Genomic DNA, 22,213 nt, shown 5'->3' with positions numbered 1-22,213 from the left:
TATCAATCAACATCGAACGATTGCTTCTCGTTCATTCTGAATTGGATAAGAGTCACGACAAATATAAACGCGCCCAGAACAACCGCCATGGCGGAAGCATAACCCATCTGGAAGTTGCCGAAGGCCTTTTGCCAGATATAGAACACGACTGAAGCCGAAGCATACTCCGGTCCGCCGGTAGGGGTCATAATGTTCATCTCGGTAAAGATTTGCGATCCTCCGATAATATTCGTAACGATGATAAAGAAGGTAACCGGACGCACCATCGGCCAGGTAATATGCCAGAAGGCCTTGAAGCTGCCCGCTCCATCAAGCTCAGCGGCTTCATAATAGGATCTCGATACACTTTGCAGCGCTGCCAGATACAGCAGCATCGTATAGCCGACACCCTTCCAGACCGCCATAATGATCAGCGCCGGCTTGACCGTGTACTTGTTGGCCATCCAGTTAGGCCCTGATATGCCGAACAGGTCAAGGAACTGGTTAACCAGACCGTAGTCCCCGTTGTAAGCCCAGTTCCACATAATCGATACTGCAGCCAGTGACGAGATTACCGGAACATAATAAATGACACGGAAAGCAGTAGTGCCGGGTACACCGCGGTTAAGCCCGAGCGCCAGCAGCAGGGCCAGCACGATTCCGATTGGAATGCCGAGCATCATAAAGAGGGTGTTGAACAGCGCTTTATGGAACAGCTCATCCGTCCACAAATCCTTGAAATTGCTTAGACCGACCAGATTCATCTGGCCGAGGCCGTCCCAATCCGTAAACGAACCGTAGATGGAATAAATCATTGGATACAGGGTAAAAATCAGCAGCCCCAGCAGCGGAGGAAGAATAAACAGAAATCCGTAGATTTTCTCCTTCCGGTAGAGGTTCGACTTCTGGTTCATGGCAATCACCTCAAATTCGGATATCAGATAAAAAGGATGCCGGCCGGTGCAACTTTAGGGGCCGACATCACTTTTTTTCTGGAGTACAGCAGATTTACCGGGAATTATTTCTTGGACTTCTCTTCCTGCTCAATCGCTTTATCAAGCAGCTTCTGCATTTTAGGCTGTTCGGATTTTACGTATTCTGCAGCTGTAACCTTGCCGTCCAGCACAGGCTGGATATCAGTGAAGAACAGGTTGTACCATTCAGCGTTGTAAGTATAGTGGCCCGGAAGCACTCTTCCGTACTCTTCAACGATCTGCAGGAACTCTTCTTTGTTAGCCGGCTTGGTGGAGCTGTCAGCAGCCCATTCGCCTGCCATATCAATCAGGTTAGGAATCTGGACCTTAGCCTTAACCAGCGCGTCCATGCCTTCCTTCGAGGCCGTCAGGTAGTTAATTAGCTCGACTGCTTCTTCCGGATGCTTGGTTTTGGCAGATGCACCGATACCCAGGGAGCCTGTCCATGTAGCGGATTTGCCTGTGGAACCGGCAGGGTAAGGCAATAGATCATAGTCGAACGGCAGTGTTTCAAAAGTACTCATATCCCATGGACCTACAGGGAAGAAGGCCATTTCGCCCTTCATCCAGCGCTGGTAGGTATCAAGCGTCTGGGCTTGCTCAGTGGATGGCGTAATGCCGTATTTATTCTGCATGTCTGCAAAGAACTGAAGCGCTTCCGCAAATTTCGGATCATCGATGGTCACTTTGGTTTTGGTTGCATCAATCCAGTCTGCACCATTGCTCCATACAAACGCCTGCAAAGCCCAGTTTACGTTAAAGCCTGCGCCGAACTGGTCAAGCTTGCCGTCCCCGTCCTTGTCGATTGTCAGCTGCTGGGCAACCTTGATGAACTCATCCCAGGTGTATGGCTTGTCCTTGTCAGGCAGCGGAATGCCGGCTGCTTCGAACATGGTTTTGTTGTAGCCGAGTGCGAACGGACCAACGTCCTTCGGCATACCGTAAATGTTTCCCTGCCCGGCCATGGTGCCGTCGTAGCGGTACAGATCTACACCGTATTTCCAGATATTATTAAGATCAATGTTAGAATTGCCTTCGATATAGCTTGTTAGATCCAGCAGAACGCCGCTGTTAACATAAGCTTTAAGGTCACCGGATTCAAAATAGAATACATCCGGCAGGCTGTTGCCTGTAATGGAGGCCTTCAGCTTGGTTGCATATTGGTCGGCTGCGGTAACTACAATCTTCACCTTTACGTTCGGGTGGTCAGCTTCGAATTTCTTAACGACCCCTTCATAAGCCTTCTGCTCATCAGGTCCGCCTCTGAACATAAACGTCAGATTCTTGGTTTCCTGAGAATTGCCGCTTCCCCCGTTGCTTCCCGCATTACTGCTTGACGATGCATTGTTGTTCCCGCCGCACCCTGCCAATACAACTGATACCAGCAAAACTAACGACAGCAGTGTAAACCAGCCCTTTTTCTTTAACACTGAAACCCCTCCTAGAGTGTTGTGAACAATTGCGAAGCTATATAGAAAGAACTAAAGTAACCGCTCACGGTTGTATATAGTTCAAGCTATCCTATCCGTTTGTCCGGCGGACATCGTTCAGATTACCGTTTCCGGCGAATCAATTTCACATTTTTCTTAAACGGTTAAAAAACATTTGAATGTATTCGCTTACAGGTATAAAATAGCATATAGAAGGATCATTGTAAACATAAAAATATAAAACTATTTAAATATATTCAAAACAAAAGATAGTTATAAGCCTTTTCTGAAAAAAACAGCATGTTTTCAAGGATTGTTGTGAAATATAATTCAGAAAACATTAAAACAAACAGACTATTTACACATATTTTAGCTTAAATTTAATTGTATTGTACAAATAAAGGCAGAAAGCTTTCCTTTTGATCTCAATTAGTTTATAATTTTATAAAATAGTCAATAATGACGTCTGCGGAAGAAGGTTTGAGATGATATATATAAAAGATCTGATGAGTGGCATTGATATTTTCAAAGCGCTGAGCTCTGAAATCCGGATTCAAATTCTGGAGCTGCTCGCCGGTAACCAGGAGCTTAACCTGAATGAAATCGCCAAGAAGCTGAACCTCAGCAACGGTGCTATCACAATGCACATTAAGAAGCTGGAGGAAAGCGGGCTGATTGAGATTAACACCTCCGTCGGCAAGCACGGCATCCAGAAGGTCTGCTATTTGAACAAAGATAAGCTGATGGTGGATCTGCGCAGCAAGGATGTCGACAACCTGTATGAGGTGGAGATCCAGGTTGGCCACTACAGCAACTATCAGGCGGTTCCTACCTGCGGGCTTGCTACCAAAGACAGTATAATCGGTGACTTTGACGAGCCGCGTTATTTCGCCGACCCCCAGCGGATAGATTCCGAGATTATCTGGATGGCCGAAGGCTTCCTAGAGTACCGTATACCAAATTACCTGAAAGCAAACCAGACCTTCCGGGAGATTCAGTTCTCCATGGAGATCGGCTCGGAAGCACCGGGCTTCAGCGATAATTATCCGTCTGATCTGTACTTCTACCTTAACGGGATCGAGATCGGCTACTGGACCAGCCCCGGCGACTTCGGCGACCAGCGCGGAACGTTCAACCCGGACTGGTGGCCGCCGCATCTTAACCAATACGGAATGCTGAAGCTGATCCGGATCAACAATGAAGGAAGCTTCATCGACGGCTGCCGGATTTCCGACATTACGCTGGACGATATCAAGCTTGATTACAAAAGCGAGCTGACCTTCCGCATCGCCGTCACCGACAAGCCGGTCAATAAGCGCGGCCTGACCATTTACGGCAAGCATTTCGGCAACTACAGCCAGGATCTGCTGGCACGTGTGCTCTATAATGTGCATGAGGTGGAGGAAGTGAACTGCCGCCCGGCTGCTCCGGCTACTGCCGAATAAAAGAGCCTGCTCTGAGGAGCTCAAGAGTGGACAATCGGTTACAGACGGTCTGGATAACTTTATATCAGCTTTCATGCCCTTTCACATCCTATTGGATTGGAGGGGCATTTTTGTTTTTACTGCGCTGATGCTTCTCCCCTCCTGCCCTTATTGTTCCTGAATAATTGGGTTAATATGGATATTTTGAACTACCTGTGCAGATGAGTCTTTGTTCACTGGATATAACAACACCCATTATTTAGAATATAAACAACATTGTTCCATTCATTAGAGAGAAGGATGCATTATGCAAATGAGTAATCGTAGATTTCAGATTCTGTTCCCGGCTATATTCCTGACTGTGCTGGCCGGCTGCGGGAACAACAGCCCTAACCATGACGCCGCAGCCGCAAAAGAAGCCTCCGTCCCGGCCGCCGCCCATCACACACACTGGTCTTATGAGGGCGATACATCCCCTGAGCACTGGGCGGAGCTCGATCAGCTGTTCACAACCTGCAGTACCGGCTCGGCCCAGTCGCCCGTTAATATTCTTCATGATAAAGTGAAGGAAGATGAGCGTCTGTCACCTGTCAAAGTTGAGTATTCTCCTTCACCGGTATCTATCATCAACAACGGTCATACTATCCAGGTGAATATCAGCAGCAAGGATAATAAGCTTACTGTCGAAGGCAAAACCTACCTGCTGCAGCAATTCCATTTCCATTTGCCCAGCGAGCACGAGGTTGACGGCAAGCATGCGGAGATGGAGCTGCATCTGGTACATAAAAGTGAAGACGGCTCGCTCGCCGTCCTGGGTGTGCTGATCCATTCAGGCAGCGAAAACACCGTACTGAACAAGCTCTGGTCTGCGCTTCCGGCCGAAGAGAGCGCAGAGGCGATTGTGGTCGACGGATCGTTCGATCCGGCCGGGCTGCTGCCTGCCGATCTTCACTCCTTCCGCTACCAGGGCTCACTCACCACACCGCCATGTACCGAAGGCGTTCAGTGGATCGTCCTGGAGAACCCGGTAACCTGGTCCGCGGAGCAGATCGCCAAATTCGCAGCGATTTTCCCGCATGATAACCGCCCTGTTCAACCGCTGGGAAGCCGGGAGATCGGCAGTGATGAATAGGGATTGATGCAATGCCGAAAAGGCTATCCCCGTGGTTGGCGGGAATAGCCTTTGTTAGGGCAGATGCATAAGTGAAAGCCAGCAGGTCTACGGATGCACGCGGGCAGATGGCCGATTTCAAAGGCATTTTTGCCTTTGATTTGGCTCATTCAGCTCAGATAGCCCTTTTCAAAGGCATTTTTGCCTTTGATTTGGCTCATTCAGCTCAGACGGCCGATTTCAAAGGCATTTTTGCCTTTGATTTGGCTCATTCTGCTTAGACGCCCGATTTCAAAGGCATTTTTGCCCTTGATCCGGCGCGCCCGGAGCGGCCAGCAAAGAAAAAAGCAACTCATCCGCAGATGAGTCGCTTATAATGCAGTACCGCTATTTCCTTTGAAGCTGAAGCGCATCCGCAGCCAGGCCAAAACGTAGATAACGCACAGGAATATCCAGTAGCTGTTATCGAACAAGCCGCCCCCGGTTACCGCCGACAGAACCGCATGGTACACACAGGTAAATAGAAACAAAGACAAGAACAGAAGCGAAATCCCTTTGTACGATGCCGGCTTCTGGATTCCCGCTTTTGAAAAAACATATAACACGGCCAGTGCCAACAGTACAGTGAAAGGCACCCTGTAACTGAAATCAGGAAATACGTCGTGCATGGTAACTACTGCTGCTATGAGCACAAAACATAACGTAATGTTAAGCACAGTTTGCTTCATCATTTAGTCCTCCGCACCCAAGTAATTTTTTCCATATATTCAAATAATAAAATAAAACCATCCTGATAGCAAATGAAATTGCAGATAAAAAACAAGCCGCCCACCACTCAAGGTAAGCCGCCTGCTAAATTTATACCGGTCTATATAATATACTTGTCTTGCCTAGGGGCAGGCGAAGGGCAGGCCGGGTTAGACATATAGCCCTTTACCTGCCCACTCTTCACTAGCCTCACTCTTCACCAGCCTCACCCCTTCACCGCACCCGCCGTCATTCCGTCAATAAAATACTTTTGAAACCCGAGAAACAGCGCCAGTATCGGCAGAATGGAAAAAAACGAGCCCACGATCAACAGATCGTAGTTGTTACCGTAGGGAGTGAGCAGCGTCTTGAGGCCGATCGGCAGGGTATATTTATTTTCATCACTCAGCACCATAAACGGCCAGAGGAAGTTGTTCCAGCTGTTCATCCCGTTCAGGATCGCCATCGCCGCAAAGGACGGCTTCATCACCGGCAGAATCAGGCGCGCATAAATCGCATATTCATTCGCCCCGTCCACCCGCCCGGCCGCAATCATCTCCTTGGGAATGCCCCGCAGATACTGCCGGAAGAAAAAGATCGTCGCCGCACCCGCCACACCCGGCAGAATTATCGCCGAATAGCTGTTCATCAGCCCCATATTAAACGTCAAGGTGTACAGCGGCAGCAGCAGAATCTCAAACGGCACCATCATAATGAGCAGCACACAGACAAACAGCAGGTTTTTCCCTCTGAATTCATAGGCCGAAAAGCCGTAAGCAACCGTAGCGCTGACCAGCAGCGTCAATACAACCTGTACCACTGTCAGCAGCAGTGAATTGAAAAACCAGGTGAAATAGGCATGCTCCCCGGTGAACAGAAAGACGAAATTGTCCAGGCTCATCGCCGACAGGTCAAAACGCAGATTAAGGCCGTAGCGGATCAGATCCTCCCCGGGCTTGAACGAAGCAATCGTCACAGCATAAAAAGGCACGAGGATCAGCAGGCACAGCACACTGAAAAAGGCAAACAGGAGGATTTTACGGAGCGTCCCTGTATTCATTCTCTAATCCTCCTCCTTCTTGAACATCCCGCTGATCGCCAGTTGGGTCAGATTAATCACCATAGTGATGATGAGCAGCACGATACCGACCGCAGCCGCGTAGCCGAGATTATTTTTTTCGATCCCCTGCCGGTACAGGTAACCGACAATGGTCAGCCCGATGTTCTTGGGAGAGTTATTCCCGTTCCAGAGCATCATGCTCTCGATAAACATGGCCAGTCCGGCATAAATACTGATCGTAAGCACATAAATCGTCGTCGGCTTCAGCAGAGGTATGGTGATCCGGGTGAACCGCTGGAAGGCGGATGCCCCGTCAATTGAGGCGGCTTCGTAGTAGTCGTCAGGGATATTTTTCAGTCCGGATAGAAAATACAGCATGTTCACACCCATCCACCGCCAGCTCGCCAGCGCCACCAGAGCAACAAAACCGGTAGTCTGTCCCTTCAGAAATTTAACCGGCTCCACGCCGAACATACCCAGAAGGCTGTTGATCAGCGAGCCCTCCATCTCCCCGAACATCAGCCGGAAAATCGTTCCCGCCACCACCACCGAGGTCAACGCCGGGAAAAAGAACGAGGATTTAAAAAACTCACGGCCCCACATGGCTTTACTGTTGATCAGTACGGCGAACAGCATCGGGAACGGGATCAGGATCAGAAGAGTCAGAATCATATACACCGCACTGTTGCGTACCGCTTTGAAAAAGATGGTATCCCCCATCAGCTTGGTGTAGTTATCCGCTCCAATAAAGCTGGCCTCCTGGCCGAGCGTCACCTTTTGAAAGCTCATGCCGAACGAGCTCAGCAGCGGGTAGACCCAGAAGATGATGAATATGAGCACAAAAGGCAGCACGAAGACATAGGGAGCTACTTTTTGCGAATAAAGGAAGTTTTTGATCATGGCTAATGCTCCTTTAAAGTAGAGCTGCCCACCGGGTGGACAGCCCCAAAGAGTAACCGTACCTGCTACTTCAGCTCCTGTTCAATCTGCGTCTGGGCATCATCCAGCGCCTGCTGGACATCTTTTCCGTCCTCAAAAATCTCATTCAGCGTCACTGTACACAGCACATTATTGATCGTAGGCGAGGCGGAGGTCGATTTGATCAGATTGATCTCCTCTTTAATTTCGTTCAGCACATCAAACGGGTTGTTGACAAAATATTTGACGAACTGGTTTTCCGGATTGTGGGTTACCTCCTTCATATCCCAGACGCTCATGTTGATCGGGTCAAAGCCGAGCGTATTCCAGATTTCGATATTGGCATCGAGCGACAGCTTTGCATAGGCGATAAAATCCTTTGCCAGCTGAATGTCCTTAGCCGTCTTGGTCACGACTGTTCCGGTACCGCCGCCGCCGTAGGATCTGTGCATGCCTTTTTCAAGGACGGGCAACGGGGCGATGGCGATTTTACCGCTCAGGTCTTTCATATAGTTGGTGTAGCGGGACATCTGCCACAGCGGCATAAAGGCGGCTGCATAGTTGCCTGAGTTATACTCGCCGTAAGCCTCTTCCGTATCCGGCTGCCCGCCGGCAATAGTGGAAATGACGTGATTGTCCTGCAGATCCTTCAGCATCGTCATCGCTCTGACCATCTCAGGAGAATTCACCTGCGGCTTGCCGTCAGCATCCGTGAGGTCTGATTCCTGCTGGGCCAGGAGCAGCGAAGCCTGCCAGATTGCACTGGTGTCGGCGGTGCCCATGTATTTGCCGGTTTTTTCGTAGACCTGAATGCCCGCTTTTTTGAAATCATCCCAGGTTACGATGCTTTTGTAATCCACTCCGGCCTCATCAAGAATTTCGGTATTATAAAAAGCGACCGTCGCCCCTACGTGGGTGGATAAACCGTAGATGTTGCCCTCCTTGGCGTAGAGATCGAGCTGGGATTGCACAACCGTACCTTTAAACGGCTCTGCTACATCGTTAAGCGGCTCCAGCTGCGGGTCACCGGCCAGGAAATCCGGGAATTTACCGAGCTCAATATCGGCAATATCCGGCGCTCCCACACCCGTCTGCACAGCGATGGACAGCTTGTTGTGCATATCATCGTACGGCATGACGGTTACATTCAGCTTAATCTGCCGGTCAGGATTGGCGGCGTTCCACTTCTCCAGCATTTTCTCAAAATGCTGCCCGTGCAGCTCGACAAACGTCCAATAGGACAGCTCCGTGGCCGCATCACCGGCACCGCCGTTCAGGACGGAGGACTCTCCGCCGGAATTGCCTGAGTTAGACTTACCGCCGCAGCCGGCCAAGAACACCAGCATGGATACGACCAGTAAAGAAATCAGCCATTTGTTTTTCATGCATGACCCTCCTGTATAGAAAGTAGAATGTAAACGGATACAACTCAAATCTGATGGAAAATAACTTATTGCTTAGGCTGCGGTCCGGCAGCTGGCGCCGCTCCCTCCTTTACACATTTATTAAATGTTTTAGGCTGTTATAATGTATTCGGCTGAAAGAGGAAATAGAAACTTTTGAGGCATAAAAAACGTTTTATTTCTTCCCCGCTCTGTAAAGTTGTGTGTACTATCTGCCTTTTTGCGGAAAAAACTCAAATTTATTGCGAAAAAGATGCTTCTTTGCTCCTGATTCTTGTGAACAAAACCGGTAAAGCTTCTGAATAATAGTAAAATATTGGTTTATTGCTGCCGAAAAAGATAGTTTCTGCGCAGAACGGGCCTGTTTCCTTTATATCCATTTAAAACAACATGCTCCAGCATCAGCCATACATAATCAGGATGGGAAGAGCGGACAATAACTTTGTCTCCCATACCACCGAGAAGGAGTGTTTCGAATGCGCGAAGGTCTGATTCCCACTGTTCTTGGTACCGTAGTTTCCGCTTCCGGCGCAGCTTTTCTGGGAAGCAAGTATAAGCTGGCCGCGACAGGCGTACTCGGCTTTGGTCTGGCCCATATTGTCCTGGGTGCCATCGACTTGTTTGAGCACCGGTAAAAGGTTGGAAGATGCCGGTTCTGTACAGCAGTGCAGGACCGGTTCCCTTTAATGATTCTTTTAATGATGAACATATAAAAAAGCCCTCACCCGGCGGGTAAGGACCTCTATCTTACATACGTTTATTTCACAGCTACATAGAACAGGCGCTCCGCGCTGTCATCCGCCGGAAGCCATTCAAAGTCAGCATACAGCTGCACCTCGCTGAAGCCTGCCTTACGCAGCTCCTCCGTAAGCCACTGAGGATCATAGGCGCGCTGCACATGACTCTCTTCAAACCGGCGGTACAGGCCGCTTCCCTCTTCCCGTGCAAAGATGGACAGATGATGCTCAATCTCGCGGCGCGGCACATCCAGCTCACAGGTCCAGATGTAGGATACCGAAGGCTCGTCCAGCACAAAGGGCTGCTCTTCCTCGTAGCGCACCAGCGTATTCGGATGATGCACATCGAACAGGAATGTCCCTCCAGGCTTCAGTCCGGCATAGGTCCGGGCCAGAACTGCCTGAATATCCTTTTCCTCAAGCACATAGTTCAGGCAGTCGCAAAAGGAAATGACCGCATCGACCGGCTCCGGCAGCTCCCATTCTGTCATATCCTGTCTGATCCAGCGCACGCTGCCCTCACGCAGAAACCGGCGTCCTTGCGGATGCCGCTCCATCTTCTGCTGGGCCACAGACAGCATATCCGAAGAGAGATCAATTCCGGTCATATGATAGCCTGCTCCAGCCAGCGGGATCGTAATGCTGCCTGTACCGCAGCCAAGCTCAGCCACGGTCCGCGGCTTGCCGTATTTAGCCCATGCGGCTTCCGCGAAGGCCAGCCAGTCTGGATACGGCATGTCCGCCATCAGTTCGTCGTATACATAAGCAAATTTCCCGTAGGAAGACAATGCGCACACCGCTTTCTATTCCTGATTCTGTTCCGGAGCGCCTTCTTCCGGCTTGGCCAGGTAAGTCCAGTTCTCCTTCTGGGTAATCAGGCCTTCCTTCATCAGCTTGCCCATCGCCCGTTTGAACGCAGACTTGCTGATTCCGAAGCGCTGCTTGATAACCTCAGGAGGTGTAGCATCCGAGTAAGGCATTGCCCCGCCCGGACGTGTCTGCAGAAAGTCCAGCAGGGCTGCGGAATCCACATCCCGGCCGATTTCCTTGCGCTGGGTCATCGCCAGATTGACGCGGCCGTCCTCACGGATATGTGAGACCCGTGCTTCCACCTGCTCTCCAAGGCGCAGCAGCCTGCTGCGTTCGGAGGAATGAATCATGCCGATTACTCCAAAACCAAGTACACCGCCGTCTATGATTACGAATGTGCCCATCTGCAGGGGTCTGTACACTCTTGCTGTAACGTTCTGACCCTTCCAGGATTCCGGTGCTGAAAAGGCCAGCGGAGCAAACTCCTGCTCACCGGCCAGCTTCGCGCGCAGCCGTCCCTGCTTGTCGTGCTCCATCAGCACGAATACCTTGTCGCCAATCTGCGGACGCAGCTCAATCAGCTCAGGCAGCTCGCCGATCGGCAAAAGCAGCTGGCGACCAAGCCCCATCTCCAGGAAGCAGCCAAGCCGGGGATGAATATCCGCCACTTCAAGCAGCGCCATTTCGCCGAGCGTCAGAAGCGGCTTTTTCATGGTAGCGGCAAGCCGGTCCTCCGTGTCAAAGAAGATAAACACTTCCACCTTGGCACCGATCTTGGGCTTACTGCCGACAAGCTCTGTATAATGCAGCATGACATCCTGGTCACCCGCACCAAGGAAGTACCCGTAGGGGGAAACCTCACGAAGCACTTCCAGTGTAACAATAGTTCCTGCAATCAGACTCATACCGTCTCCACAACCTTGGCGTCAGACCAGAGACGCTCGATATTATAATACTCCCGTTCATCACGGTGGAAGACATGGACAACTACATCACCAAGATCCATCAGTACCCAGCGGGCGGCATCCATGCCTTCAATTCCGCGGATAATACCGCCGGCCTCATGCACCACTTTGCGCACTTCGGTGGCAATCGCCTGCACCTGGGTATCGGAGTTACCGTGACAGATGATGAAATAATCACTGATCGGGGATACACTGCGCAGATCCAAGGCGACAACGTTCATTGCTTTTTTATCTTCGACAGCCTTCAGAGTCAGTTCCAGCAGCTTGTTTGATTGTACACTCATATTTTTTCCTCCAGTATTCTTACTAAATCATTGCGTGCAAGCACGGTAAGCGGAAATACGATCCTGCGCTTCTGCAGCAGCAGGCTGATAGTGGAATCAAAGCCGGCAATCAGCCCTTCTTCAAGGCTGACCATAGATTTCTCACGGATCTCGTCCACTCCGGGAAAATCACGGCCCGGTTCGATATAATCCGCCAGGCAGACCACCTTCTCCAGCAGAGTCATTCCTTCGCGGCCTGAGGTATGGTAACGGATTGCTCCCAGAATACCGGGATCGGTAACCTCATACTCATGCTCGGCAACAAATGCGCCTACCTCGGCATGCCACAGCTGCTTGTCATGCTGAAGCAGCTCGGCGGAAAGGCCGTTCTGCACAATAATGTCCTTCATCCGCTCTACCGGCCAGTACTTGGCTACATCATGCAGGATAGCCGCTGTCTCGGCCCGCTCCGGATCGGCTCCGTAATGCCTGGCCAGCTTGACCGAAGTCTCCATGACACCCAGCGTATGCTGCCAGCGCTTGTCCGGCATCTGGGCGGAGACGGACTCAATCAGCGCTTCGCGGCTGTAAGCCATACAATCCACTCCTTTGCACGTATTCATACACCTGCTCAGGCACCATATAGCGGATTGAGCGGCCGCTTGCCGCCCTTGACCTGAGCGCCGTTGATGAAATATCCACCTGCGGCATGTCCGCCAGCAGCACCTTGCCTGAGATGAAATCCGGCAGGGCAGTGAGCTCAAGCGGAGTTCCGGGACGCCCCACACCGATGAAGGTCAGCAGCTCCACCAGCTCACGGATCCCGTGCCATTTAGGCAGGTATTCCACCATATCCGCTCCAACAATGAAATAGAACTCATGCTGCGGATATTCCTGCCTCAGGCTGCGTACGGTTTCAATAGTATAGGAGACACCGCCGCGGACAATTTCCCAGTCGAGAATGCCGAATGCTTCATTTCCCTCCACAGCACACTTTACCATGGCCAGACGGTCTGCACCGGAGGCGCCGGCCTCGTGCTTATGCGGCGGGATATGCGAGGGCATGAACCAGACCTCATCCAGCGAATACGAATCCCTGGCGGCTTCCGCCGCCAGCATATGGCCTATGTGAAGAGGATCAAAGGTTCCTCCCATGATTCCAACCTTCAAGAGGTGCACCTCCTCTTATCATCCGGATAAAAAGCTTTAGCGCGGCAGCTCAATCGTTTTGTTGTCGCGGGATTCCTTGTACAGCACGATCGTCTTGCCGATCACCTGCACCAGCTCTGAACCGGACTGCTCTGCGAGGGCTGCGCCGATTTCTTTCGGATCATCAGCATTGTTATTCAGCACGCTGATTTTCATCAGCTCGCGCTTTTCGATGGCTTCCTCAACATGACGGATCAGATGGTCGTTAACGCCGCCTTTACCAACCTGAAAGACAGCATCTAGATGATGGGCCAAAGAGCGGAGATAACGTTTTTGTTTACCAGTTAACATAAATGAACAAACCCCTTAATTAACAAATATTAATATCATTATTATTACCCTATTTAAGTCATTACATGTCGGCTTCGCTGACTCCGAAGGCCTCAAGCATCGCCTGCCGCATAGTCTCCACCGGAGCAGCCCTGCCTGTCCAGTATTCGAGCGCGTAGGCACCCTGGTAGATAAACATCCCCAGGCCGCCATGAATGCTGCAGCCTGCCTTGAGGCCCTCCTCCAGCAGCCGTGTACGCAGCGGATTATAGATCAGGTCACTGACAACAAGCCCTTTATGAAGCAGGCCCGGGTCAAGCGGCAGCTCATCCGGATATGGATACATCCCGACAGAGGTTGTATTGATTACAATATCAGAATCCGGGATAATCCCCGCAATCTCCTCCATAGACACTCCGGTTACTGAGCCTGCAGCCTGCCACGAGGCCGCAAGCTCATGCGCCTTGTCAGCCGTACGGTTGGCAATCACGACAGAAGCCGGATTCTCCTGCAGCAGAGCACTGATGACGCCTCTGGCCGCACCTCCGGCGCCAAGCACCAGAATGCGCGCACCTGCCAGCTCAGGGGCGGCCTCCGCCTTCAGCGAACGGACATAGCCGATTCCGTCGGTATTGTAGCCGGTCAGCACACCATTGTCATTGACAATGGTGTTGACCGCGCCTCCGGCAAGTGCGCTCTCATCCAGCCGGTCCAGATATTCCATTACCGCAATCTTGTGCGGTATGGTCACGTTGATTCCGCGGAACCCGAGCGTACGGATTGCCTGTACGGCTTCGCCGAGCTGCCCCGGAGCAATGTGAAGCGGTACATACGCTCCCGGTATGCCCAGGGCCTTCAGCGCTGCGGTATGCATCAGCGGGGATTTCGACTGGGCAATCGGATCGCCCATGACGCCCAGCAGCATATCAGTATTCGTGGTATTGCCGGTCATAGGCATAATCCCCCTGAATGTATAATATGGCCTGTTAAATCACCGAAGGACGGGTGAGCACCTTAACGCCGCGCGGAACATGCACCGCTACTACCGCACCTTCTGTTCCGTTCACCTTGATCCAGCCGAGCCCGGAGATGAACAGATCCGTCTGGCTGGCCCGGCCGATCCGGAATTCATGGCGCTGCCATTGCGGCAGCTTGTCCATATCCTCTGCCGAAGGCGGAGTCAGCAGCTCCCCGCGGTGATCCTGGTACAGCGAATCCGCCCGTTCCAGCTTCGTGCGGTGAATCTTCAGCGTAGTGCTGATATAGCAGGTGAAGGATTGCCGCGGGCCCTGGATGAAGTCGAACCGTCCCAGGCCGCCGAAGAACAGTGTCTGTCCCTCGTTCAGCTGATATACCGCCGGCTTAAGCTGATTTTCGGGCATTACTGCGCCCAGGTCACGCCGCTCCACGAGCTCGCTGTAACGCCAAGGATATACAATCCCGGGAGTATCGATAATAGAGTGGCCGTCATCGAGCGGAATTTTGACCATATCCAGCGTTGTGCCGGGATAACGCGAGGTCGTCAGCTCCTGCTCAAGGTCACTGTAGTCGGAGATCAGACGGTTAATCAGTGTGGACTTGCCTACATTTGTTGCCCCGACAACATAGATGTCGCGTTGTCCGCGCAGCTCGCTGACGGTCTCCAGCAGGCGCTCAAAGCCCTGGTTGCGCTTGGCGCTGACCAGAACGATCTCCGCTGTCCGCAGGCCATGCTCCTTACAGCGCTGCTGCATCCAGTTGCGTACCTTGTTCCAGTTCGTCACCTTCGGCAGCAGATCACATTTGTTAACGGCCAGAATAACCGGGTTGTTGCCGACAAAGCGCTGAAGCCCGGAGATCAGGCTGCCTTCAAAATCAAACAGATCCACAATGTGGATTACAAGCGCATTCTTCTCGCCGACTCCGCTCAGCAGATGAAGGAATTCATCCTGATCGACGGATACTGAAGAAGCCTCGTTGTAATTCTTAATCCGGAAACAGCGCTGGCAAATGACCGGCTCCCGTTCAAAGGCCACCTCCGGGATGTAGCCCGGAAGCTCTTTATTTCCGGTCTGCAGCTTAATACCGCAGCCGCTGCATTTCACCGGGCGCTCAGTTTCATTGGGTTGACTCATTAATGTTTATCCTCCTCTTGCCACAATCCTTGCTTACGCAGCCGTGTCAGTGCAATCTGTTCAACACGGCGGTTAATCCTTGTTCCAAAGCCTTCATCCTTAACGGAGATCGGCAGGACCAATACCGTATACAGACCCAGGCGGTTGCCGCCCAGCACGTCCGTAAGCATCTGGTCACCGACCACGATGGTCTGTTCCGGCTGAAGCTCCATCAGCTTCATTGCTTTCAGAAACGGGGTATTGATCGGTTTGCGCGCCTGATGGACAAACTGGATATCCAGCGGCGTGGCAAAACGGGACACACGGTCCATATTGTTATTGGAAACAATGACAAGCTTGAATCCAAGCTCCTTTACCTTTGCGAACCACAGCAGCAGCTCCGGGGTAGCCAGCGGCGCTTTGGCGCCTACGAGCGTGTTATCCAGATCTGTAATAATGCCGCGGTAGCCCTGCCGGTACAAATCTTCAAGGTTAATATCAAAAACGGTATTCACCCGCAGTTTCGGGACTAGCCTCTCAAACAATACGTTCACCTCGATTTTCATACAAGTAGCTCAAAAACTATATTGTACTCTTTGTTCTCCGCCCTTTAAGACTGCGCTGAAGCTGCAAAGCTTCAGTATACACGCTGTACCAGTCTTTGTCTTTAATAATATCAGGGCTGTACTTGGCCTGCTCGAAAAGGTACAGCAGTGATGAAAAGCTGCCCGCTGCTTCCGGGGTTTCACGGCTCCACCGGCCGACAGCCTCACGCAGCGTTTCATGCTCTTCCTTAAGCATACCCTTTCTGCGCACATACCTTACCCATCTCTCTGTTTCAGCGACCACTTTCTGGACCGGCGTAAGCGGACGGCCCATGCGCAGCCGCTGCAGCAGGAACCGTAGGCGCAGCCGGTGCTGCCACAGCAGATAACCGCTCCAGAGCAGCAATACGGCTGCAGCCGCAGCTACAATCCACGCACCGATGTTCCGGCTATTTCCGGAGTCTCCCTGGACCGGTTCAACCACCGGCTCCTCGGCTTCTTCCTCTTCCTGCACCGGCTCCTCTGGAGTCTGCTCCTCGCTCTGGGTCAGCAGCGGTACAGTGAAGCCGGGGGTCGCTTCGACCGGAACCCAGCCGTATTCCCCGAAATACACCTCTGCCCAGGAATGGGCATCCGCATTGGTAATGGTGTAATTGTTGTTCGCCGCACCCTGTGCCATCAGATTGTCCGGCAGCTGGGCCTGCTCACCCGGAGCATAGCCTTTTACCCAGCGGGCCGGGATATCAAGCGAACGGGCCATCGTTACAAGCGCAGTAGAATAATAATCACAGTAGCCCTCCATAATCTCAAACAGGAAGCTCTCCACCATATCCTTGCTTCTTTTACGGGTAAGATCCGGCTGGTTGGTATAAGGGAAGGTTACCTGCAGATATTGCTGCAGCAGCGCCACTTTTTCGTAAGGAGTCTGTGCGCTTGCGGTAATCTCCCCGGCAAGGTTGCTAACCCGCTGCGGGAAATTGTCCGGCAGCTGCAGGTACCGTTCATTGTCCTGGCCTGCATACAGCTGTTCAAAGGTCTGACGGCTCAGCTCCTGGACCGGGACAACCGGGACCTCAGAGGTCAGCTCATACGTCTGCGGATATGTCAGGACATCGTCAGAGCCCCAGATCATTTCATTATCCTGGCTCCGCCAGAACAAACCGTTACTGGCTTCCTCTCCGTCTATCGTATCCACTCTCGAGATGGAATAAGCGCCGAACAGCACAGGATAATCATTGCCGCCAAGCAGCCTGACTGTCTGCTGCAGCGTCTCTGTCTGCGCCTTCGGTGCAGCCTCACGCTCCAGCTCCTGGCCTACGGCAGCCCGCTGCAGCGGACCTCTGTTCCACCGGTCGTCATCGCTCCAGCCGCTGCCGGAGTAGACAGCCCGTGACTCTCCGCGCATATACGTACGCAGATTAGAGGTCACCGTCATCACCGGTGAATAGTCAAAGCTGAAGCCGCCGCCCAGGTTATCATCATCCAGGCTGTAGCCGGAGGAGGAGCTGCCGCTGCCGGTCCCCCCGCTGCCGGAGCTTGTATCCTGGCTTCCGGAGGTGCCTGTTCCTGACGGCCCGCTGCCTCCGTTCCAATCCTGCCAGGCTGAATACGGATCAGTCAGCGTCGGCCGGACCTCTGGCATATTGACCCCGGTCACAATGACCAGCGAGAAAATAACAGCAATGTTAACCAATACCTTGAACGGATAACGCAGCAGATAGGTCCAGCCGCGCGGATAATGCAGCTGGAAGCTGCGCAGATGCTGTGTAACAAGCCAGCCCATGCCTGCGGCCACGGTCCAGGCTACCTCCTGCCAGAGAACGGCCGAGGTAAAGGAATCGAGCGCCGCAAAAGCAACGATGTTAGCGGTAAGAAACATCAGAATCCGTGTTTTGGAGTTCACCCACCAGGACGACAGCAGGAGCAGCGCCCCTGCTGCCAGTGCGAACCAGATATACGGGACCATATGGACCGAGATATCATTAAGCCGGTCACTCAGTGTGGCTGCCCAGGGATCAGGAGTATAAATGCCCTTATTCAGAATCAGCCGGTACGTGACGTACAGCACCGCTGCTGCTTCAAGCAGGAGTCTTATTCCCCATTTGACTGGCAGGAGGATTTCGATGACCGCAACTGCGGCAAGCGTCACCAGCACAACCTCAGTTGTAGCCTGCAGCCAGAATGGCTCTGTAAAGGACACCCACTGCAGGCCGATTACTACCAGCCAGAGCAGGCTGAAGGAATGATGCCAGGATGATTTGATACTGTTCCACCAGCGGTTCATACTGCTGCATCACCTCCAAGCACTGCAGGCAGGTCCTGCAGTGAGTGTACGCTGTAGCCTGTGATCCCGCGGGACCTTAGCACATCGGCCCATTCTCTGCCGCCGGCTGCTGCCTGATTCTGCACCCGGATATGGGCCGGCGTCATCCCCCGGCTCTCCGCCCAGCGCAGGATATCCAGCACCGGCTGGCCGCTCTGCGGGCTGATTAGAACAAAATAAGCACCCTTGGGGAACATCCGGTGGCTCTGCTCCAGCTTCGGTACCAGCGGCCCGCGGCCTTCAGCATTAATATCAATCAGATATTGGACCATCTTATGGCGCTCGGCTGCGCTCTCGGCAGGAACAAAGACCTTGGTAGTCCGGTCCAGACAGCAGAGGCCGATGCCGATCCGGTCGCGGATGCCGTAGCCCAGCAGTGACGCGGCAACGGATACGGCCAGCTCAAACTGGCTGGAGCTGCTGTATGAATCTGCGCTGCCGTCGAGGACCAGAATGGTCTTCGGAACCGATTCATGCTCGAATTCCTTGGACTTCCATTGGCCTGTCTTGGCCGTAGCATTCCAGTGGATACGGCTCATCCGGTCGCCGTACACATAGTCACGGACTCCGTTGATCTGTGTAGTCTCACGCCGTGAATTCAGCAGCGAGGTCTGCAGTCCGGCAAGCCGTGATCTCCGCTCATACAGCTGCCAGCGCTGCACAAAGACGGCCCTGGGAAGAACACGGAACTGCCCTTCCGCCTTAAAGGTCCCTTTATGCTCTACCAGCCCGAAAATATCCTCGGCCAGAATATCTGTACGCTCAAAGCTGTAGCTGCCGCGCTCAAGCGCAGGTGTCTGGAACTGCAGCTCCCCGTGCCCTCTGAGGCTGGGGATCAGACTCTCCTCAAACACCCAGGATTCACCGTTATGCCGCTTCAGGATTTCTCTGACCACCACATAGGGCAGCGGCAGAAACCCCGGGATATTTACCTGCAGCTTCACGCGAAGATAGCCGCCGGCATACAGCAGCTCAGGCTTGTCCTGCTCCGAATGGAGGCTGCGCGTGCCCTTGGCCCGCCGTACGCCGCCAATGGCGCCGATGATTAAATAAAGAATGAGGACTGAGACCATAATAAACAGCATGAATGAGGTTTTGCCGCCCTGAAACAGCACATATAGGAGCGTAACGGTCCAAATCGCGAGTATGCCGGCGAATTTCCGCGGCTGGATGCCTGCTGCCACTCCGGACAAATAGCTCTTCATCGCTATTGCCTCATCGTAACGGGCACATGGATGCCCTGCAGCAGCTTGTGAAGCAGGGATTCCACGCTGACATTGTCCAGCCGCGATTCCGGACGCAGAATAATACGGTGCCCCAGGGCATAGGGCGTGAGGATCTTCACATCATCCGGCAGGACATAATCGCGGTCCTGCAGGAACGCATAGGCCTTGCAGGCCATCATGAAGGACAGCGAAGCCCGCGGGCTGGCCCCCAGCAGCACGAGCGGATGCTCACGCGTCTGGCGGACAATATCCAGCAGATAGCCCAGGACCGGTTCACTGATGTATACTTCACGGATCTCTTCCTGGATGGCTGCAATCTGCTCCATGCCTGTTACGGGAGCCAGCTTGTCCACCGGCTGGCCCGCCTGATGGCTAAGCAGCAGATTCTTCTCAGTCTCGCTGTCCGGATAGCCGAGGCTGATCCGCAGCATAAAGCGGTCAAGCTGGGCTTCCGGCAGCGTATAGGTGCCTTCAAAATCAATCGGGTTCTGGGTGGCACAGAGCATGAACGGATGTGGGAGCGGATACGTCTCGCCGTCCACTGTCACATTCCGTTCCTCCATTACCTCAAGCAGCGCTGACTGTGTCTTTGTCGTCGCCCGGTTGATCTCGTCGGCGAGCAGAATATTGGTCATTACCGGCCCGGGCCGGAAATAGAACATTTCATCGCGCGGATGATAGACGGAAACGCCGGTGATATCACTCGGCAGGATGTCAGGATTACACTGAATCCGCCGGTAATCACCGGACATGGACCGTGATAATGCCCGTATCAGCTGGGTTTTACCGGTTCCGGGCACATCCTCGATCAGGACATGTCCACCGGCCAGAAGTGCTGTGAGCAGCAGTTCTATTTCAAAGCTTTTTCCAAGTATACAGGATTCCAGATTAGTGCGGACAGCCTTAATAATTTGCGTAGATTCTTGACGTACGGGCATATATGATGAGACCTCCTATGTCAGAATAAGCAGTAATAATTATATTTTACATGATTATAGGACCCAAAGTACATTATTGAAGACTTTGAAAGTACAGGTCACTCCACATATAGCCCGATTTACAAAGGAAAGAGGCGATTCCGCTCTATTCTTGTAATAATTCACAAAATTTCAGAGCCGGTCCGTTAGCCCGCAAAAGCTGAACAGGCAGCGCCGCCCTCCTCCTAAAAGAAGAAGCGCAGCCCTGCCTGTTGACTGTTATCTGTTAATCCTTCTTGTGGTCACCGACCAGCTCGTTCAGACTGACAATCAGGCCTTCGAGCTGCTTGAAGCTGCCCACCATATTATCGGTCATCGTACGCTGCTCCTCGACACCGGCCAGAATTTCTTCTGTTGCCGCGCTGGACTGCTCCGTGACACTTGAGAATTCCGTGATTTCATTAACAATTTTTTCTGAGAACTGCTTCATGCCTTCCGAGCTCTGCTCAACCTCACCGGCCTGCTCCAGCACCTTATGGGCGTTTTGCAGAATGGAGCGGAATACAGCCTCAGTGCGCTGCACCGATTCACTGCCTGTCTGCAGAATGCCGACACTTTGCTCGAATTGCGCGCTTAGCGAATCCGTCTGCTGTCTTAGACTGCCGATAACAACGCTGATAGAGTCTGCTGTCTTCCCGGAGTCCTCTGCCAGCTTACGCACCTCTCCGGCAACCACCGCGAAGCCACGGCCATGTTCACCCGCACGCGCAGCTTCTATAGAAGCATTAAGCGCAAGCAGATTGGTCTGTCTGGAAATTTGCGTGATCCCGTCCAGCATCTCATGGATATCCTGACTGCGCCGGCTGAATTCCTGCATCTGGAAGGAGGTCTGCTCCATCATTTCCCTAAGCTCGGCGAACTGTCCCGCCAGCAGGGTGATGTTGCCGCTGCCTTCTTCACTGACCGCTGCCGTTTCTGCAGACAGCCGCTTCATATCCTGCGAATACCCGGCTACATCACGGATATGCCGGTCAGATACAGAGACGGCTTCCGTGATTTCCCCGATGCTGCTTGCCTGGTATTCGATCCCCTTGGATACCTCCTGGAATCCGATCGCCACTTCATTGGTAATGGCTCCGGCCATTTCCACCTCCACCTTGAAGGTGCCGGTAAATTCGTAAAGGCCGTCCACGGCTGTCTTAACCCGTCCGAGCAGATAATTGACCTGTTCCCCGGAGGCTTCGACCAGGCGGCGGTGCTCATCACTTTGACGCTGAAGCTTCTCGTTCAGGTACGAAACGACAAACAGCACCACGCTGAGGATCAGATACAGGCCAATTCCGGAAAAATAAGTAAACAGCCTGCTTTCCTCACCCGGCACATCAGATCCGGCAAGCAGCTGTATCAGAATCTGGACAGCGCTTATTCCGGAAGCGGCAGCATAGTATTTATAATGCGGATAGAGCAGCAGCAGCGAGCACAGGAGCACTACCACCAGGCTGTTCAATCTATCCAGTGTCAAATATAACGCCATTACAACCAGAATACCTGTAATAATCCAGGGGATCACCATTACACCCTTACGACGGCTGTTGAACAGGGTCAGCGCCACTGCAAGCGGCACAGCTACCGCACTGCTAATCCAAAGCTTGGGAGTCTGGAAGGCAAGAATCACACCGACCACCGTAACAGCCCAAAAAATAGCAATAATAATTTTGTTCCTACTCCAAAATAACTCAACCCTCTGCTGATTCTGCAACTTCCGCACGTCCCCTGTCATCTATCTTTATGTTTTAGCTCACTGTTATG

Annotated in this window: 23 protein-coding genes; 4 read left to right on the top strand and 19 right to left on the bottom strand. The window is 52.6% G+C overall.

Annotated features, from left to right (window positions below; translation table 11 throughout):
* Window positions 1–2: 2 nt before the first annotated feature.
* Entirely contained in the window at window positions 3–893 is an 891-nt protein-coding gene (locus R70723_RS08225) for a carbohydrate ABC transporter permease (RefSeq protein ID WP_039871266.1), read from the bottom strand.
* 104 nt (window positions 894–997) lie between these two features.
* A complete protein-coding gene (locus R70723_RS08220; RefSeq protein ID WP_039871263.1) occupies window positions 998–2,383 on the bottom strand; it encodes an ABC transporter substrate-binding protein in 1,386 nt (461 codons plus the stop codon).
* A 485-nt stretch (window positions 2,384–2,868) separates the two neighbouring features.
* Here R70723_RS08220 and R70723_RS08215 point away from each other — a divergent pair, with 485 nt between their 5' ends.
* The 3 genes from R70723_RS08215 (at window position 2,869) to R70723_RS08205 (ending at window position 5,199) form a co-directional block, all read left to right on the top strand.
* A complete protein-coding gene (locus R70723_RS08215; protein ID WP_047171067.1) occupies window positions 2,869–3,828 on the top strand; it encodes an ArsR/SmtB family transcription factor in 960 nt (319 codons plus the stop codon).
* Window positions 3,829–4,120: 292 nt separating this feature from the next.
* A complete protein-coding gene (locus R70723_RS08210; protein ID WP_231574842.1) occupies window positions 4,121–4,939 on the top strand; it encodes a carbonic anhydrase in 819 nt (272 codons plus the stop codon).
* 71 nt (window positions 4,940–5,010) lie between these two features.
* Entirely contained in the window at window positions 5,011–5,199 is a 189-nt protein-coding gene (locus R70723_RS08205) for a hypothetical protein (protein ID WP_039871261.1), read from the top strand.
* 90 nt (window positions 5,200–5,289) lie between these two features.
* Here the strand turns inward: R70723_RS08205 and R70723_RS08200 are convergent, their stop codons facing one another.
* The 4 genes from R70723_RS08200 to R70723_RS08185 all read right to left on the bottom strand — a co-directional run bounded on the left by R70723_RS08200 (window position 5,290) and on the right by R70723_RS08185 (window position 9,028).
* The gene (locus R70723_RS08200) at window positions 5,290–5,649 is read right to left on the bottom strand and encodes a hypothetical protein (RefSeq protein WP_156123796.1); all 360 of its coding nucleotides are present in this window, start codon (window positions 5,647–5,649) and stop codon (window positions 5,290–5,292) included.
* 242 nt (window positions 5,650–5,891) lie between these two features.
* Window positions 5,892–6,725 (bottom strand): carbohydrate ABC transporter permease, encoded by an 834-nt coding sequence (locus tag R70723_RS08195; RefSeq protein ID WP_039871258.1) that lies wholly within the window; start codon window positions 6,723–6,725, stop codon window positions 5,892–5,894.
* A gap of 3 nt (window positions 6,726–6,728) precedes the next feature.
* Window positions 6,729–7,625 carry a carbohydrate ABC transporter permease gene (locus R70723_RS08190; protein WP_039871256.1) on the bottom strand — a complete coding sequence of 299 codons (897 nt, stop codon included), beginning with the start codon at window positions 7,623–7,625 and terminating at the stop codon, window positions 6,729–6,731.
* A gap of 65 nt (window positions 7,626–7,690) precedes the next feature.
* Window positions 7,691–9,028 carry an ABC transporter substrate-binding protein gene (locus tag R70723_RS08185; protein ID WP_039871253.1) on the bottom strand — a complete coding sequence of 446 codons (1,338 nt, stop codon included), beginning with the start codon at window positions 9,026–9,028 and terminating at the stop codon, window positions 7,691–7,693.
* 494 nt (window positions 9,029–9,522) lie between these two features.
* Here R70723_RS08185 and R70723_RS08180 point away from each other — a divergent pair, with 494 nt between their 5' ends.
* Window positions 9,523–9,681: a hypothetical protein gene (locus R70723_RS08180; RefSeq protein WP_039871250.1), complete on the top strand. Its 159-nt coding sequence runs from the start codon at window positions 9,523–9,525 to the stop codon at window positions 9,679–9,681.
* 122 nt (window positions 9,682–9,803) lie between these two features.
* Here R70723_RS08180 and R70723_RS08175 read toward each other — a convergent pair whose 3' ends face one another.
* The 13 genes from R70723_RS08175 to R70723_RS08115 form a co-directional block, all read right to left on the bottom strand.
* A complete protein-coding gene (locus R70723_RS08175) occupies window positions 9,804–10,571 on the bottom strand; it encodes a class I SAM-dependent DNA methyltransferase (RefSeq protein ID WP_039871247.1) in 768 nt (255 codons plus the stop codon).
* A gap of 15 nt (window positions 10,572–10,586) precedes the next feature.
* Complete coding sequence (locus R70723_RS08170; protein ID WP_039871245.1) at window positions 10,587–11,498, bottom strand: CvfB family protein; 912 nt, start codon at window positions 11,496–11,498, stop codon at window positions 10,587–10,589.
* Window positions 11,495–11,842, bottom strand: a complete 348-nt coding sequence (gene rsfS / locus R70723_RS08165) for a ribosome silencing factor (protein ID WP_039871243.1) — start codon at window positions 11,840–11,842, stop codon at window positions 11,495–11,497. The genes R70723_RS08170 and rsfS overlap by 4 nt, the downstream gene beginning before the upstream one ends.
* A complete protein-coding gene (gene yqeK, locus R70723_RS08160) occupies window positions 11,839–12,417 on the bottom strand; it encodes a bis(5'-nucleosyl)-tetraphosphatase (symmetrical) YqeK (RefSeq protein ID WP_039871242.1) in 579 nt (192 codons plus the stop codon). The genes rsfS and yqeK overlap by 4 nt, the downstream gene beginning before the upstream one ends.
* Entirely contained in the window at window positions 12,389–12,991 is a 603-nt protein-coding gene (locus R70723_RS08155) for a nicotinate-nucleotide adenylyltransferase (RefSeq protein ID WP_039871241.1), read from the bottom strand. Before R70723_RS08155 ends, yqeK begins: the two co-directional genes overlap by 29 nt.
* Before the next feature lie 36 nt (window positions 12,992–13,027).
* A complete protein-coding gene (gene yhbY, locus R70723_RS08150; protein WP_039871239.1) occupies window positions 13,028–13,321 on the bottom strand; it encodes a ribosome assembly RNA-binding protein YhbY in 294 nt (97 codons plus the stop codon).
* Window positions 13,322–13,382: 61 nt separating this feature from the next.
* On the bottom strand, window positions 13,383–14,252 hold the full coding sequence (gene aroE, locus R70723_RS08145) for a shikimate dehydrogenase (protein WP_039871236.1): 870 nt from the start codon (window positions 14,250–14,252) through the stop codon (window positions 13,383–13,385).
* Between the two features lie 34 nt (window positions 14,253–14,286).
* Window positions 14,287–15,414, bottom strand: a complete 1,128-nt coding sequence (gene yqeH, locus R70723_RS08140) for a ribosome biogenesis GTPase YqeH (RefSeq protein WP_039871234.1) — start codon at window positions 15,412–15,414, stop codon at window positions 14,287–14,289.
* Window positions 15,414–15,938, bottom strand: coding sequence for a YqeG family HAD IIIA-type phosphatase (locus tag R70723_RS08135; protein WP_039878418.1), 525 nt, complete (start codon window positions 15,936–15,938; stop codon window positions 15,414–15,416). Before R70723_RS08135 ends, yqeH begins: the two co-directional genes overlap by 1 nt.
* A gap of 37 nt (window positions 15,939–15,975) precedes the next feature.
* A complete protein-coding gene (locus R70723_RS08130; protein ID WP_039871233.1) occupies window positions 15,976–18,222 on the bottom strand; it encodes a DUF4129 domain-containing transglutaminase family protein in 2,247 nt (748 codons plus the stop codon).
* Entirely contained in the window at window positions 18,219–19,466 is a 1,248-nt protein-coding gene (locus R70723_RS08125) for a DUF58 domain-containing protein (RefSeq protein WP_047171065.1), read from the bottom strand. Before R70723_RS08125 ends, R70723_RS08130 begins: the two co-directional genes overlap by 4 nt.
* 2 nt (window positions 19,467–19,468) lie before the next feature.
* Window positions 19,469–20,425, bottom strand: coding sequence for an AAA family ATPase (locus tag R70723_RS08120; protein WP_039871230.1), 957 nt, complete (start codon window positions 20,423–20,425; stop codon window positions 19,469–19,471).
* A 265-nt stretch (window positions 20,426–20,690) separates the two neighbouring features.
* Entirely contained in the window at window positions 20,691–22,163 is a 1,473-nt protein-coding gene (locus tag R70723_RS08115) for a methyl-accepting chemotaxis protein (protein WP_039871228.1), read from the bottom strand.
* Window positions 22,164–22,213 lie beyond the last annotated feature (50 nt).

Source organism: Paenibacillus sp. FSL R7-0273 (assembly GCF_000758625.1).
Classification (GTDB): Bacteria; Bacillota; Bacilli; order Paenibacillales; family Paenibacillaceae; genus Paenibacillus_AQ.
This window is presented reverse-complemented; position numbering and strand designations above follow the sequence as displayed.